Raw genomic sequence first — 15,499 nt, forward strand, 5'->3', positions numbered from 1 at the left:
AATATAAATTGTATACGATTTATATTTTCTGCGCAAGCACACGTAATACAAGTTCATTGGTTAAGCGTGGATTTGCTTGTCCTTTAGAAATTTTCATAACTTGACCAACGACAAATTTAATTGACTTATCCAGCCCATTTTTATAGTCTTCAATAACTTGTGGATTTGCTTCCAGTACAGATTCAATCCAAGCTTCAATAGCACCTTCATCGTTAACTTGAACCATTCCAGATTTCTTGATAACTTCTTTTGGAGATTCTCCTTCAACCATTTTTGCAAAGACATCTTTTGCTTGTTTTGATGAAATAGTATTGGAATGAATTGCTTCTATAAAGTCATTAAAATATGCAGGTTTAATCCATGATTCTAAGCTTTGTTCGCCTTTTTTATCAAAGACGGCAAGGATATCTTGTGTTAACCAGTTAACAATTAATTTTGCTTGTGAATTTAAGGCACTGACTGTATCAAAATAATCTGCAATTTCTTGATTACGAACAAGAACGGTTGCATCATACATACTTAATCCTAAATCATTGTGGTATCGCATGACACGCGCAACAGGTAGTTCAATAATGTCTTGGTTGAGCATAGCTTCTGGAATACGGATTGGCGCGATATTCGGTTCGGTAAAGTAACGGTAATCGACAGCACTTTCTTTGGTACGCATCCCGACTGTCGCTTGTTGTTTTTCATCAAAACGACGTGTCTCAGTCACGACTTTGTCACCACTTTCGATCACATTTCTTTGACGTTCAATTTCAAACTCTATGGATTTTTGAACGTTGCTGATAGAGTTTAGGTTCTTAATTTCAACTTTAGTTCCAAACGCTTCTTGACCTTCAGGTCGGATTGAAATATTCACATCGCAACGAAGTGACCCTTCATCCATACGACCATCCGAAATTCCTAAATAGATTACTAAAAGACGTAGTGCATCAACATAGGCTGCTGCTTGTTCTCCAGTACGGAAATCTGCCTCAGTAACGATTTCGAGTAGCGGTGTCCCGGCACGATTAAAGTCAATTAGTGTATTTTCACCTTCATGGAATTGCTTAGCTGTGTCTTCTTCCATATGGAGTCGATTAATTCGTACCGTCATTATCTCTTCGTTTACAAGAATATTAAACAATCCGTTTTGTCCGAGTGGGTAGAATTGTTGCGTAATTTGGAAACCTTTCGGCAAATCTGAATAAAAATAGTTTTTGCGGTCAAAACGAACTAAATCATCAATTTCGCAATTAAGCGCCTGAGCTAACTTAACGCCATATTCAACCGCCCGTTTATTAACTTGTGGTAACGTTCCAGGCATGCTCAGATCAATTTCATTGATTGCTGTATTTGGTTTTAAACCATAGCCTAAGGGAGCTCCTGAGAACATTTTAGATTGTGTCTTGAGTTCACAGTGAATCTCAATACCGATAACTGCTTCGTAATTCATTAGAATGCCCCTTTCCAGTTAATGAGTGATTCAAATGCATTTGCATAAGCAAACATCGTTGCTTCTGCAAATGGTTTAGTGCTGATGTTAATACCAATTGGCATCGCATCAACTAATGCCAATGGCATTGTCATACTTGGGTAACCACTAAAGTTGTTGATGACCATGTGGTTTTCTGAGATAAGTGATTGATCGGATTTTTCATCAAGGAATGGGCCTTCAATTTTCGGTGCAATTTGTGTTGACGCAAGGGCAACAACAACATCCACATCTTCAAAGAATTTTGCATAAGCATCCACGATAACACGACGTACACGTTTGGCTTGATTAAACACTTCTTCTTGATTTTTATCATCGAGTGCATATGCACCAAAAACAAAGCGACGTTTAATGGTCTCACTGAACCCCAATGTACGCGTACGTTTCATAATTTCTTCGAGAGAATCACCTTCTTTTGCGACCCCATAACGAACACCGTCAAGGTCAGCATGATTCGCAACAGCTTCTGAGTTTGAAATAATCGAGTAGACTGGAAGTACAGCACGTAAAAGTGTTTCGTCCATTTTTTTGTCAACTAAGATAGCACCTTTTGCTTCAAGTTGGTTTGTGAATTCTTGGAAAGACTTTTTAATTTCACCTTCAGGCATGTAATCCTGGATTGATGAGAAAATACCAATTCGTTTGCCTTCAAGATCCATGTCTAATAATTCTGAATATGCAGGTACTGGTTCAAATGAACTCGTCATATCTTTATTATCACGACCAGCAAGAACTTCAAGCATTATTGCTGCATCTTTTACTGATTGTGTAAAATAACCAACATGATCCAATGACGATGCATACGGAATGACACCATATCGAGAAATTCGCCCATAAGTAGGCTTGACTCCAACCGCTCCAACGTAAGCCGCTGGCTTACGAATGCTATCTCCTGTATCAGACCCTAATGCAACACGGACTGCTTTCGCTCCAACTAGAGCTGCACTCCCTCCAGATGATCCACCAGAAATGCGTGATGTATCGTAAGGGTTACTTACGGGTCCTGTAATGGCACTTAAATTTGTACCACCCATTCCCAATTCGTCCATTGATGTCTTAGCGACAATGTTAGCTCCTGAGGCTAACAGAAGGTCCGTAACATGCGCGTTATAGATAGATTTATGATTGCTCAACAGCTGGCAACTTGCAGTTGTCAACGTTCCTATCATATTGAAGTTGTCTTTGAGAGCAATATCCCATCCTACGAGTTTTCCTTCTGATGCAGGTTGGTGCTCGACATAACTTACAATTGCATTTAGTGATTCATTTGCTTTTTTTAGTGTATCAATTGACATTATTTATTAACCACCTTAACTATTTCAAAATAATCGCCTTCTATTCTTGGCGCATTTTCGAATGCTAATTCTTGCGAAATAACATGTGTTGGCTCGTCTTCACGAAACCAACTTGTTTCAATTTCAAATGGATAAGACATTGCCTCCACACCTGATGTATCGATGTTTTGCAATACCGAAATTTGATTCAAGAATGTTTTAGATATTTCTTCGATATGTGTAATTTCTTGGGGTTGGAGCTCAAGCATCAGATCGGATGCTAATTTTTCGATAAGCTCTTTGTTTAGTTTTTCCATGTTACCTCCTATATAACAGTTATGACTGGATTGCTTCCCGGTTGATAGTTAATGACTGCACGTGTATTTTGGAAAAGTTTTATATTAACTACAACGGGTACTTGATTTGATTCAATACTACTAATTAACGTGCTAACATATTGGGTCAGTCCATGAAATTCAAGTTGTGTTTTTGCACCCATTGTTATTTCAATGACATATTTTTTTACTTCATTATCAACTACAAATGCTTGACCAACCACGCCTACAGATTCATCAGCGATAAAATCTTGAACACGACGTTTGAAGATTTGGAAGTTGCTACTTGATTGAGGGAGTTGCTGGGTTGCAAGTGTTGAACCCATGTACATCCAACGTTCATTATTCGCGGTCAATGTTGGAATCGTCTTCGCATTATCGTAGTATGCATGACCAATAAAGTGACCTGGTAAGTATCGTCCATTCAATGTATCATCGACGCTGTCCTGAACGTAAAACCCAATCATCATTGGCATTGTTTCCATACCTGGAATCTTACGCATGTACGATTCCAATCGAGGACTGATAATGTCATTTGCTATTTGGAAGAGCGACTCATCGGTAATTGCTTGAGTGAGTCCCGTTTCACGATTAACTATCTGGTTACGATCTAATACAACACCAAGACTAATACCGTTAAGTTCCGCTTTGTCTTTGTTTTTATAGAAATTCATTTCATAAATACTGTGAACGAACATTGGATTTGGAATGGTTACAGTTTTTGTAACGATTCCTTTTTCATCTTTCACCTTTTCAACGTATGGTTCGGAACCATCACTGGGCGAGTTTAAAGAGTATGGATAATCATCACTTCGGCGATTAATGAGGTGCTGATAGTGCTCTTGTGTAATAATACTTCCCTCAGCAATATAATACGTACTTGGAGAAAAATACTCTTTCGACAACTCTTGCAAACGCGATCCAATCTCTATCGTATCAATTTCACGCATCGCCGTTGCATAGCCTTGACGTAACGGTGAAGATGAATACGGAGTAATGATTGAGTACTCACCTTTCCCAGCACTGACGATTTGCGTTGTCTCGGTGGTTTCACTCGTTGATGTTTTGGGTCCTTGAATACAGCCAGTAAGAACCAATAGCGCTAATATTATTGTAAGTATTTTTTTCATGATGTTTCCACCTCCCTTATAAAGCGTGCTTCATCCCATGTCTCTACATTAAGTTGTTGGGCTTTTTCTAGTTTTGAACCTGCACTTTCACCATAGACTACCACGTCAGTTTTCGCACTTACGCTGCCACTGACACTACCGCCTTGTGATTCAATTATTTTTTTAGCATCGGTTCGTCCCATTGTTTGGAGCGTTCCGGTTAAGACAAATTTCTTTCCACTAAATTTTGATGATACAACTGTATTCGCAAAATCTGGTCTTAAGCCATAAGACAATAAATTGGCAACAAGTTGCTGATTCTCTTCTAATGAAAAGTATGTTGCTACAGATTGGGCAATAACCACACCAATCTCAGGTATACTTTGCAGGGTTTCAACGTCTGCTTGGATTATATTTTCAATAGTGTTAAAATGTGCAGCTAGTACAGCTGATGTTTTTGCTCCAACATGACGAATCCCTAATCCAAAGAGCCATTTTTCTAACGAATTTTGTTTACTATCTTCAATTGCTTTTAGGAGTTTTTCAACACTTTTCTCTCCCATTTTATCAAGGGTACCTAATGCTTCTTTATGATTTTTTAATGTATAAATGTCCGGAATTGTTTGGAGTAGTCCTGCATCATGAAGTTGATAGACTCTTTTTTCGCCAAGGGTATCAATATTCATTGCTTCACGTGAGGCGAAATGTACCAAGGCTTCTGCAATTTTAGCTGGGCACTCCGAATTCACACAGTAATGATCAGCTTCTCCAGCAAATCGAACCAAAACTTCACCACATACTGGACAATGCTTGGGGAATTCATAAGGGACTGCTGATGCACTACGCTTAGAAACATCCACACTGACGATCTCAGGAATAATTTCGCCAGCTTTTCGAACACTAACGGTGTCGTTTATTCGAATATCTTTATTTTTGATATAGTCTTCATTGTGTAATGTTGCATAGCTAACAAGGGACCCAGATATTTGTACTGGCGTAAGTTGCGCATTGGGAGTTATTTTCCCTGTCCGACCAACCGTTACAAAAATATCTTCAACGGTACTTTTTACTTCTTCAGCTTTAAATTTGTAAGCTGTCGCAAAGCGTGGTGTTCTGACTGTAAATCCAAGAGCTTCTTGAATTGCGAACTGATTTACTTTAACAACTACGCCATCGATATCATATCCAAAGGTATCACGATTCTGTTCAATTTCCTGAATGCGTGCATACACTGCTTCAATTGTATCGAATTTTTTCACTTCCGGATTAACTTTGAAACCTATTTTTTTCAAATAGTCTAACGCATCCGATTGGCTCAAAATCCCAAGTTCTTCTGCATTGACTAAGGTATACCAAAATCCATCAAGACCCCGTTCACGAACTGTTTTCGGATTTAATTGCCGAATGGTTCCTGCAGCCGCGTTACGGCAATTGGCAAAGACATCTTCACCCTGTTCAAGACGACTTTGATTAACACGGGTAAATGACGATACCGGCATAAACACCTCGCCACGAACTGTCACATCAACGTCTTCATTAAGTCGAAGTGGAATTGAGTCAATGACACGAATATTAGCAGTCACATCTTCACCAACACGGCCATCACCGCGGGTAACACCTTGCACAAATTGTCCATCTTCATAATCAATAGACATCGCAAGTCCATCAATTTTCAATTCTACAATGTATTCTACATTTGGAAATTGTGTTCGTATGCGTTGATCAAAAACTTCCAAATCTTCAAACGAAAACGCATTTCCTAATGAATACATCGGAAAGCGATGTGTAATCTTATTAAATCCTTGAGCAATTACACCACCCACTTTTTGTGTGGGAGAGTTCGGATCAAAGAACTCGGGATGTTCTTGTTCAAGCGTCTGGAGTTTCTGAAACAATTGGTCATACTCAACATCTGAAATAGTCGGTGCATCGAGTGCATGATATTCATAGTTATACTGATGTAATTGTTTACGGAGTGTTTCAATTTCTTCTCTTATCATGACATACTCTCTTTCCGGCGTATTCCTTTAAATTTGCGTGATAAAGTCTTAGTTCCATGTGGGAAATTAAACGCAACGCGAATGGTATCATCTTCCACGCGAATCACGATCCCTTCACCAAAATCATCATGAATGACGACATCAGCTTTCTTAAAATTATTTGTACGTGTTGCACGAACTTCTTCTTCAAATGTTGCAAGCGATGTTTGTGCCTCTTCCCGCATAACACTTGGATTGAATGGATTTGAAGGTTGATCCAGTAATCCCATTTCTTGAATAAATCGCGACGGTTTACCATAGCCACCTGATACGAAGCTATAACCAATATTATTGGTTACATAGAGTCGTTCTTTAGCACGTGTAATCGCAACATACATCAAACGTCGCTCTTCCTGAATTCCGCCACTCCCTTCTTGTATACTATTTTTATTGGGGAAAATGTTATCGGCAACACCCATAATGATGACATTATCAAACTCCAATCCTTTTGCGGCATGAACAGTCATCAAACGCACATAGTCGCCTTCGACAACTGTTTCACGATCACCATAAAGACTAACCATTTGAATGTAGGCCTCAAGGGATCCTTCATCATGGTTCTTTTCGAATGCCATCGCATCCGACACAAGTTCCTTTAGGTTCTCGATGCGTTCCATTTCTTGTAATTTTTCAAAATGTGACACAAGACCACTTTCTTTTAGGACATATTGCAGCACATATTCAATTGAATTTTCAGATGCAATAAGTTTAAAATCTTGAATCATTGCAACATACTTTCTTATTTTGGGATTCGCGAGACCGTTTTGGACATCATATTCCATACTTTCGTACATCGTCATCCCACGCTCTTGTGCTTGATCAAAAATGCCGTCTAACGTCTTATCACCAATACCACGACGTGGAATTGCAATACTACGACGTAATGCAAGATCATCTCCATGCGTAATCATTCGTAAATAGCTCATCATATCTTTAACTTCTGCATGGTCATAGAAGCGAAGTCCACCATAAATCACATAGGGAATATGGCGTGCCATTAACGCTTTTTCAAGCGACCTAGAAAGGTAATTCGATCGATATAAAACGGCAGTATCAAGGTAATTGTCACTCTCATCGTGAAGTGTTTCTATTTGACGTGCAACCCAATATGCTTCTGATTCCGGATCATCCATACTATGGTACTCGACATCAAATTCACTTTCTTTGTTCGCAAACAAATCTTTCTTTGGTCGATCTTTGTTGTTTTCAATCAACTGATTGGCTTTATTTAAAATATGTTGCGTCGAACGATAGTTTTGATTTAGGACAATCGTCTCGCTCTCGGTATATTTCTTTTCAAAGTTTACGATAAAATCAACATTTGCACCCCGCCACGTATAAATGGTCTGGTCAGGGTCTCCTACAACATATAATTCATTATCATTACCAACAAGACTATCAATAATCCCATATTGAATATGATCCACATCTTGAAACTCATCCACAAGAATGACACGGAAACGGCGTTGCCATTTATCACGCACGACTTCATTCTCTTTAAGTAGTTTATTAACAACTAAAAGGAGATCATCAAAATCTAATGCATAGAGCGCTTTAAGGCGCTTAACATAGAAATCATAGACATTCGCTTTTTTAGTTTCATGATAATTCGATCCTGCAAGCATCATCGCTTGATGGACGCTGACATTCGCAATTTTATTAGCTGAAATATATGATAATACTTCGCGAGGATTCAGTTCCTTGCGATCATAATCAAAAAGTCGATATGCTTCACGCAAAATCGATTGTTGGTCAGATGTATCAATAATTGTAAAACTACGGACAAGCTCGACAGCTTCGTAATCTTCTCTTAAAATCCGAACACACAAAGAGTGAATGGTTGATGTATGCACTCGGATTGCATCCGAGTCCATTCGCTCCATTCTTTCTTTCATTTCATTCGCAGCTTTATTCGTAAAAGTAATTGCACAAATCTTCGATGGATAGTATCCAAGGTCTTTGATAAGATGCACGATTCGAGTTGTCAGGACGCGAGTCTTCCCACTTCCTGCTCCAGCTATAACGCGGACGTATTTATTGCGGGTTAAAACCGCTTGTTTTTGTTCATTGTTTAATCCTTGTATGTAATCCATTTTATCACCGTTATTATTATAGCATAGTCACTCCCTTTACTCTGTGAGATTTATTCGAGTTTTCGCGCAATAAATTGCGTCGTTACCACGCATGCCTTATAATGTCTTGTATATAAGCGAGGACCTATGACTAATTATACAACCATTACAAATATAGTAACTTTATTGAACGAAACTGAAATGATGATTCCTGGTTTGCTAGTCGATGCCACTACATCCATTGATTCGAACTTTTTAAATACATTGGACAGCGTGACATTGCTTGTTCCACGCCGTTTTCAAAGCATGATGTTAACGGGATGGATGGAACGTCAAGGTTACATGTTAAACGATATATCGACGTATACTTTTAATGTTGACGGCACAAAAATATCCTTTGAGACATTTGAGCACTTTGACCCAAACTTTGAAACAAACGAATTAAACCACGAAATTTTCTTGATGGAAAATGCTGTTTTTTACCCGTTCTCAAACAGCACTACGGAGGTTCAAAATGCGCATCAGTAACCGATGGCAAGACTTTGAAGTAATCGATGCCGGAAACGGCATGAAAACAGAACGCTATAAAGACATCGTTGTCCGTCGGCCTGACCCAGTTGCAACATGGAAACCAGTTGCTCCATCTATGGGCGTTGATGCCTTTTTCGACACTGAGTGGCATTTCAACAAAACACTCCCTGAGTCATGGACCCTTACATACGGTGACATGCTTCTAAAAGTCAGACCCACTTCATTTAAACACACCGGTGTTTTTCCAGAACAGGCCGTTAATTGGGATTGGATGCGCAACGTTATTCAATCCAGTTCTCAAGAAGTTCGTATCTTAAATTTATTTGGCTACACTGGTGCGGCAACCATTGCATGTGCTATGGAACCAAACGTCACTGAAGTCGTCCATATTGATGCCCTCAAATCATTGAACGAATGGACACGTGAGAATATTAGTTTGAATCAGCTTGATCATAAAATGATTCGGACAATTACCGAAGATGTCATGAAATTTTTAAACCGAGAAAAACGCCGCGGCCGTACCTATCATGGAATTATCATGGATCCGCCAAGCTTTGGACGCGGCCCCAAAGGCGAACGTTGGAAAATTAAAGATCAATTAGCGCCCTTACTTCAATCAGCTGTTGAACTTTTAGATAAAGAAGCGTTATTTCTAAGTGTTAATACCTATACAACTGATTTAAAACCAGAAACCGTGCGACATAGCCTCGATGCAGTCTTACAAAGTGCTGGGTTCCCAACGACAACACATAGCGATGAAATTGGATTACCTATAACAACAATGGACCAAACGCTATTTGCAGGTGTAACGACAAGGTGGTGTTATGATGAAAATCTTTTATGAGGATAATCACATTATTGTTGTTGAGAAAAAACCAAATCAACCAACACAGGAAGATGCATCCAACGACTATGATCTTCTTTCTGAAGTACGTGATTATATCAAAGTTACCTACAATAAACCCGGAAATGTTTTTGTTGGCCTTGTTCACCGATTAGATCGCCCTGTTGGTGGCGTCATGGTTTTTGCCAAAACATCCAAGGCCGCAAGCCGATTAAGCGACCAAGTTCGTACACACAAACTTGATAAAATCTATACCGCCGTCATTCAAGGAGCTCTTGAGCCACAAACACTACGTGATTATATGCTTAAAAACCGCAAAACAAATATGTCGCGTGTCGTGTCCAAAAATACACCTGAAGCAAAATACGCAGAGTTAGTTATCCTAAATAGCTTTTACAATGCTGAACACAATTTATCAACCGTCAATGTATCATTAATTACGGGACGATCACATCAAATTCGCGTACAATTTTCATCGCGAAATCATCCATTGTGGGGTGATGCCCGCTACAATCCGCAAGCAAAGGCTGGACAACAAATTGCCTTATGGGCAACAACGTTAACGTTTGACCATCCAACAACAAAAGAACGTATGACTTTTGAAAGTCATACGCCCGATCGTTATCCTTTTACACTTTGATAAAAACTGATTATTTCATCACGTCGTGCTTCACAGTCACGATGTGCAATTTCAAATAGATTCTCAAACTGGTCTTTTGACCCCTTAAAGCGCCCTATTCCTAACTCTTCTGTTGGGTACATATAGAGTGCTTTTTCTTCGTCTACAAGTGAATCAATTAGCTTCCGTTCGCGATAGTAGACATCAACACGATCTGAAAAGTCATTCACTAATTTCGGATATTTACGGTAGATGATTTTTAACATACTACTTGACACAAAACCCTGTGGCTTACGGACATAGTCTTTCGACTTTGTCGTTACAATCATATGTTTCACACAACCTGCATCGATACTTCGTTGAACAGGAATCATCGTCGTGATTCCTCCGTCCATATAGTCACGACCCTCAATAGATACACGACGACCAACTATTGGTAATGTACACGCAGCTTGGATATAACGAGGATGCTTCGCAATCTCATACTTGTCTTTCCAAACTGTTTGCTCACCTTCAATATCATAGACACCAATTTCAATATCACCAGGAATTGTGTCTATACTTTCCAATGGGTAATCGAGTTTACGTGTAACTGCATCATACAAGAACTCATAACCAACAATTGTGCGTTCTTTCATCAAGGGTTTTACCCCCACATTTCGTGTATCTGCAGCAACATCAATAGCAGCTTGCTTAAGGGTTTCCGGTTTATCCAAAACATACATCCCAGCATACAAGGCTCCGGATGATATCCCTACTACATAATCAAAATGCAAATCATTTTTCAACAGCCAGTTTAAAACTCCAGCGGTATACGCACCTCGCATGCCGCCTCCTTCAAGAACCAAGCCAATTTTATCCTTTGTCATACTTCCAACCTTTTCTTTTACATGAGTCCGCTGAAGACGCGAACAACCGATCTAAAAACACGTACAATGAATGGTGTTTTTAGGGCTTCTTCTAGTGTAATTTCAATACAGTGATTATTGATTGTATCAATTGAGTCTTCATAACATTTTGTCACTGTTTCACTATCCATAAATAGAATACTACATTCGTAGTGCAAATAGTAACTGCGATAATCCATATTTGTTGTTCCAATCATTGCAATTTCATCATCAACAACAACTGTTTTTGAGTGAACAAATCCTGGTTCATATTCAAAAATACGAACGCCATGCTCAAGTAAATCTTGATAATTTGATTTGGTCACTTGGTTCACGACTACTTTATCAGGAATATGTGGTACAACTATCCGTACATCAACACCCGAACGAGCAGCCATTTTCAATGCCATAACCATTTCATATCCAATAATGAGATATGGTGTCTGAATATAGATGTAGCGACGGGCATTATTGATCATATACATATGAGCATCCAATCCCATATCTACATCATCGGTTGGCGCATCACCAAACGGTAGCACATACCCTACATTTTCCTCGAGTTGAGGGAAAGTGTATTGAAAATCCAACGGATCTTCAATGCGCTCCGAATAGTATCGCCAAAATTGAAGAAACATCATCGTCAAAGAGTGAACAGCATCACCTTCAATCATAACTGCAGTATCTTTCCAATGTCCAAATTTACTGCCAATATTTATGTATTCATCCGCAAGGTTCATACCACCAACAATTCCCACACGGCCATCCACCACGCATATTTTACGGTGATTTCGGTTGTTCATTTGAATTGCCAGTTGGGCGATTAGCGGGTTAAAGGCAATTGCTTGAATACCTGCGTCATCACATTGTTGTTGCAAATCTTTAAAAAGCGCACAACCCCAATCATCATACATCAACCGTACATCAACGCCTTCCGCGACTTTTTCTCGCAGTATTTCATAGATTGATTGCCACATCAAACCGTCTTTAATAATAAAATACTCCAAGAAGATGTACGATTTAGCACTTCTTAACGCTTCTTTCATTGCTTCAAATTTCACTTCACCTGACTCCAAATATACGGACTTTGTATTCGTGTAAAGCGGGTAGTTTGTTGTGTTCACAATGTAGCGTAGCATTCGATTCCAGTGCGGATTTTTTGCTTCTGCATTATTCATTATGACTTCATAATCCAAATCTAAGAACGAATTTTCAGAATAAGCATCTGTAATCTTTTCTCGTAGTTTCCGCGGCACCTTCTTTCCGCCAAACGACAAGTAAAGAACTGCACCAATTGGTGGAAAGACAAGAATCACAATCGTCCATGCCAAACGATATACTGGATTATCATTCCGATTAATAACATAAATAACCAACAATACCGCCAAAAACATTAAGATTGAGTAAATCGTTGCATAGTTTAGCGATAAATTCCATACTAAATACAGGAGTAACCATAGTTCCGCAACAACGATGATTCCCACGACAAATATTTTATTTGTAATTATACGTAATAGTGTCTTCATATCCACCTCACTTGAGGAAATTATACTTGATTACGCTTGATTATTGCAAGTTATCACTTGCTTATGACCCTTTGAGTCGCTATGATTATAAAGTACAGAAGGGAAGCATTTGTATGACTATAAAAGCGAATGAAAATAAAGCATTAACCGTATGCGTTAATGGACAAGAATATGAGCGTTTACCAATTAAAACCAAGTTGGTAATGCCAAATGATAAGATTGATGCTGTTGTGGGTGAGTTCGCAACACCATTCCTTCAAGATGGCGATATTTTATTTGTAACTGAGAAAATTGTTGCTATTACGCAAGGCCGCGCCTATCCTATTAAAGATGTGAAACCACGTAAACTTGCATACACTCTTTCAAACTATGTAACAAAAACACCGCACGGAATTGGTTTGGGTATGCCTGAAACCATGGAGATGGCATTGCGTGAATGTGGAACACCACGCATCATTTTTGCTGCTGGCGTTGCCGCTATTACGAAAGTTTTTGGGCGTAAAGGTGACTTCTACCGCGTCGCTGGATATAAAGCACGATCAATTGATGGTCCCACATCACATACAATTCCACCATACAATGAATATGTTGTCCTAGGACCTGAACGTCCAAACGAAGTTGCCAAAGAACTTAAAGCACTTTTCGATAAGGACATTGACGTCATTGTTGTTGATATTAATGATTTAGGCGGAAATATTCTTGGATCAAGCAATTCTGCAATTGACCTGGACCAAATGGTTAAAATATTAAAAGATAATCCCCTTGGGCAACAGTCGCAATCGACACCCTTAGGAATTATCCGTAAAGTTAAAGCTTAACAGTATATATTTCTTTTTGAGTTTCGCCCATGTGGTATAACTCGTGGTCTGTATCCACATCCACCGTTTCTACATAAGTGCCACTCAATCGTCTAATAATTTTCTGTGATGCTATATTATCCGGATTGCATGTAAGAATAACTTCATGCACATCCGGTTTTTTTATTGCCAAAATATCAAAGAGAGCTAGCGTTGCCTGATAAGCAAGATTCTTTCCACGGTAAGGGGGATAAATCACATATCCAATATTACCGTAGAAACGAAGATCGCGGCCTGTTTCATTTCGAAATTCACACCGTCCAACGAAGCGTGACATTTCAGGAACGAAAATATCATACAAAAACGTTTCGACGCCTTGATGATCATATTCATCTGTGATATCAATTAACTCGATTTTCATCATGCCTTCTTGATAAATAACTCTTGGTACAGTTTATATCCAACGAAAGCCGCAAACGCAAATCTTAGGATTTCGGTTACGATTGGCATGTTTAGATTAAACAACAATCCCGTAATTGCAACGTTAATAAAGACGAGTACAAGTGCAATTGCTGCATTAGGCAAGAGTTTATCTTCACGTACCCCACGAATGATTAATGCAAATCCTGCCGTATAAATGATGTACTCATAAATTCGAGATAGTAATATGTTTGCGTAATAGAAGTTAGGATTATTAACAACTTCGTTCACCAAATTCGCAACCTGTTCTGGTGTAAATGATGGGTTTAAAACAGTCGCAGCGGTTCCTTTATTAATCGCAAAACCAAACATAAAGATATTTGTAAGTGTACTTAACGTAGATGCAACAAAGAAAATCATCAATCCAAAAGAAAGATGGGTTGTTGTCCACTTGGTAAATTTAAATTTCTTATATGCAATTGGGACAACAATAATAGAAGCAAGCGTGAATGCAACTGCACTCATTATTCCCCAGATCATGCCGTACTGCGGGCCAAATGTCATTTTTGTGATGTCCCCAAATGGTATTTGAGCAACCGCAAAAATAATGTTCATAAGGAAGTAACTCAATACTCCCCACATAACGCCTTTAACGATTGTTTCTTCTTTTCTCATTTTGATGTAGTATCCCAGTAACCAGCCTAACAATGCAAGAATACTGAAACCTAGAATTACAAATTTTAGTGGTGATACCATAATTTCCTCCAATATTTACTAATAGATATTATAATCTAAATTCTGATAGAATGCGACTTTCTGTCCATTAAAAAACAGTAACCGAAGTTACTGTTTTTGGCTAAACTAATTAGATAGCTCTAACGTTTGCTGCTTGCTCTCCGCGTGGACCTTCAACGACATCAAAGCTAACTTCTTGACCTTCTTCTAAAGATTTGTATCCGTCTGCTTCGATTGCTGAATAATGAACGAAAACGTCTTGCCCACCTTCGATAGTAATGAATCCGTAACCCTTCTCAGCGTTAAAGAATTTCACTTTCCCTGTACTCATGCTAGTACCTCCTATCAGAAATAAGTTGTACTCAAACGTAAATTTCAAACTATGGTAAACAGTTTTTAACACACATTGAGTTCCTACGATATAATTCTTACAAATTACAATCATATTCTTATTACAATTTGATATTATCATCATTATAGAAGTGTGTCAATCCATTTTCGGATTTGTGAAGCGTTTTCAAAGCCATTCCATTAATCATCAAAATACATACTTTTTATTTAGGTGTATTTTTCGTAGATATGCACTGTTAAAGCCCTTGATACCACTTACCGTCATTCTGAAAACCTGTTTCATGATTGATGATTTTTACCGTATTTTTCACAAGCAAACGGTTAAATTATGACCACCCCAGTCCGTGTATCTTGAAAAGTCAAGAAAAATTTTTTAAAAAATCATACCGTGCAAACACTGTCAAATTTGTGGCGTGAATATATCATCCTTTCCAAAAGAATATTTAGTACTTTATATATAATAAGGATACTATCTATTTAAGG

At 38.6% G+C, this 15,499-nt stretch carries 15 protein-coding genes; 4 read left to right on the forward strand and 11 right to left on the reverse strand.

Features of this window, described 5'->3' with window-relative positions:
- Window positions 1-19: 19 nt before the first annotated feature.
- Genes gatB through GVV20_RS07450 form a run of 6 tightly spaced genes read right to left on the reverse strand, consistent with a single transcriptional unit; the run spans window position 20 to window position 8,327 of the window.
- Window positions 20-1,438 (reverse strand): Asp-tRNA(Asn)/Glu-tRNA(Gln) amidotransferase subunit GatB, encoded by a 1,419-nt coding sequence (gene gatB, locus GVV20_RS07425; protein ID WP_159740639.1) that lies wholly within the window; start codon window positions 1,436-1,438, stop codon window positions 20-22.
- On the reverse strand, window positions 1,438-2,772 hold the full coding sequence (locus tag GVV20_RS07430; protein ID WP_159740638.1) for an amidase family protein: 1,335 nt from the start codon (window positions 2,770-2,772) through the stop codon (window positions 1,438-1,440). Before GVV20_RS07430 ends, gatB begins: the two co-directional genes overlap by 1 nt.
- The gene (locus tag GVV20_RS07435; RefSeq protein ID WP_159740637.1) at window positions 2,772-3,068 is read right to left on the reverse strand and encodes an Asp-tRNA(Asn)/Glu-tRNA(Gln) amidotransferase subunit GatC; all 297 of its coding nucleotides are present in this window, start codon (window positions 3,066-3,068) and stop codon (window positions 2,772-2,774) included. The genes GVV20_RS07430 and GVV20_RS07435 overlap by 1 nt, the downstream gene beginning before the upstream one ends.
- An 8-nt stretch (window positions 3,069-3,076) precedes the next feature.
- Complete coding sequence (locus tag GVV20_RS07440) at window positions 3,077-4,216, reverse strand: CamS family sex pheromone protein (RefSeq protein WP_159740636.1); 1,140 nt, start codon at window positions 4,214-4,216, stop codon at window positions 3,077-3,079.
- Complete coding sequence (gene ligA / locus GVV20_RS07445; RefSeq protein ID WP_159740635.1) at window positions 4,213-6,195, reverse strand: NAD-dependent DNA ligase LigA; 1,983 nt, start codon at window positions 6,193-6,195, stop codon at window positions 4,213-4,215. The genes GVV20_RS07440 and ligA overlap by 4 nt, the downstream gene beginning before the upstream one ends.
- Window positions 6,192-8,327 (reverse strand): ATP-dependent helicase, encoded by a 2,136-nt coding sequence (locus GVV20_RS07450; RefSeq protein WP_159740634.1) that lies wholly within the window; start codon window positions 8,325-8,327, stop codon window positions 6,192-6,194. The genes ligA and GVV20_RS07450 overlap by 4 nt, the downstream gene beginning before the upstream one ends.
- A 126-nt stretch (window positions 8,328-8,453) precedes the next feature.
- Between GVV20_RS07450 and GVV20_RS07455 the strand changes: the two genes are divergently transcribed.
- The 3 genes from GVV20_RS07455 to GVV20_RS07465 are packed head-to-tail and all read left to right on the forward strand — an operon-like array spanning window position 8,454 to window position 10,321.
- A complete protein-coding gene (locus GVV20_RS07455; protein WP_159740633.1) occupies window positions 8,454-8,834 on the forward strand; it encodes a hypothetical protein in 381 nt (126 codons plus the stop codon).
- The gene (locus GVV20_RS07460; RefSeq protein WP_159740632.1) at window positions 8,821-9,681 is read left to right on the forward strand and encodes a class I SAM-dependent methyltransferase; all 861 of its coding nucleotides are present in this window, start codon (window positions 8,821-8,823) and stop codon (window positions 9,679-9,681) included. Before GVV20_RS07455 ends, GVV20_RS07460 begins: the two co-directional genes overlap by 14 nt.
- On the forward strand, window positions 9,662-10,321 hold the full coding sequence (locus GVV20_RS07465) for an RluA family pseudouridine synthase (RefSeq protein WP_236261759.1): 660 nt from the start codon (window positions 9,662-9,664) through the stop codon (window positions 10,319-10,321). The genes GVV20_RS07460 and GVV20_RS07465 overlap by 20 nt, the downstream gene beginning before the upstream one ends.
- Here GVV20_RS07465 and GVV20_RS07470 read toward each other — a convergent pair.
- Window positions 10,303-11,169, reverse strand: a complete 867-nt coding sequence (locus tag GVV20_RS07470) for a patatin-like phospholipase family protein (protein WP_159812669.1) — start codon at window positions 11,167-11,169, stop codon at window positions 10,303-10,305. The genes GVV20_RS07465 and GVV20_RS07470 overlap by 19 nt on opposite strands.
- A gap of 17 nt (window positions 11,170-11,186) precedes the next feature.
- Window positions 11,187-12,713 carry a cardiolipin synthase gene (gene cls, locus GVV20_RS07475; protein ID WP_250690180.1) on the reverse strand — a complete coding sequence of 509 codons (1,527 nt, stop codon included), beginning with the start codon at window positions 12,711-12,713 and terminating at the stop codon, window positions 11,187-11,189.
- A gap of 113 nt (window positions 12,714-12,826) precedes the next feature.
- Between cls and GVV20_RS07480 the strand changes: the two genes are divergently transcribed.
- Window positions 12,827-13,531 carry a coenzyme F420-0:L-glutamate ligase gene (locus GVV20_RS07480; protein ID WP_159635670.1) on the forward strand — a complete coding sequence of 235 codons (705 nt, stop codon included), beginning with the start codon at window positions 12,827-12,829 and terminating at the stop codon, window positions 13,529-13,531.
- Here the strand turns inward: GVV20_RS07480 and GVV20_RS07485 are convergent.
- From GVV20_RS07485 to GVV20_RS07495, 3 genes are all read right to left on the reverse strand, one after another.
- Complete coding sequence (locus GVV20_RS07485) at window positions 13,521-13,931, reverse strand: GNAT family N-acetyltransferase (protein ID WP_159648784.1); 411 nt, start codon at window positions 13,929-13,931, stop codon at window positions 13,521-13,523. The genes GVV20_RS07480 and GVV20_RS07485 overlap by 11 nt on opposite strands.
- Window positions 13,931-14,686, reverse strand: coding sequence for a hypothetical protein (locus tag GVV20_RS07490; RefSeq protein WP_159741669.1), 756 nt, complete (start codon window positions 14,684-14,686; stop codon window positions 13,931-13,933). The genes GVV20_RS07485 and GVV20_RS07490 overlap by 1 nt, the downstream gene beginning before the upstream one ends.
- A gap of 109 nt (window positions 14,687-14,795) precedes the next feature.
- Window positions 14,796-14,996, reverse strand: coding sequence for a cold-shock protein (locus tag GVV20_RS07495; protein ID WP_159635679.1), 201 nt, complete (start codon window positions 14,994-14,996; stop codon window positions 14,796-14,798).
- Window positions 14,997-15,499 lie beyond the last annotated feature (503 nt).

The sequence above is a fragment of the Erysipelothrix aquatica genome (assembly GCF_009828775.2).
Classification (GTDB): Bacteria; Bacillota_I; Bacilli_A; order Erysipelotrichales; family Erysipelotrichaceae; genus Erysipelothrix; species Erysipelothrix aquatica.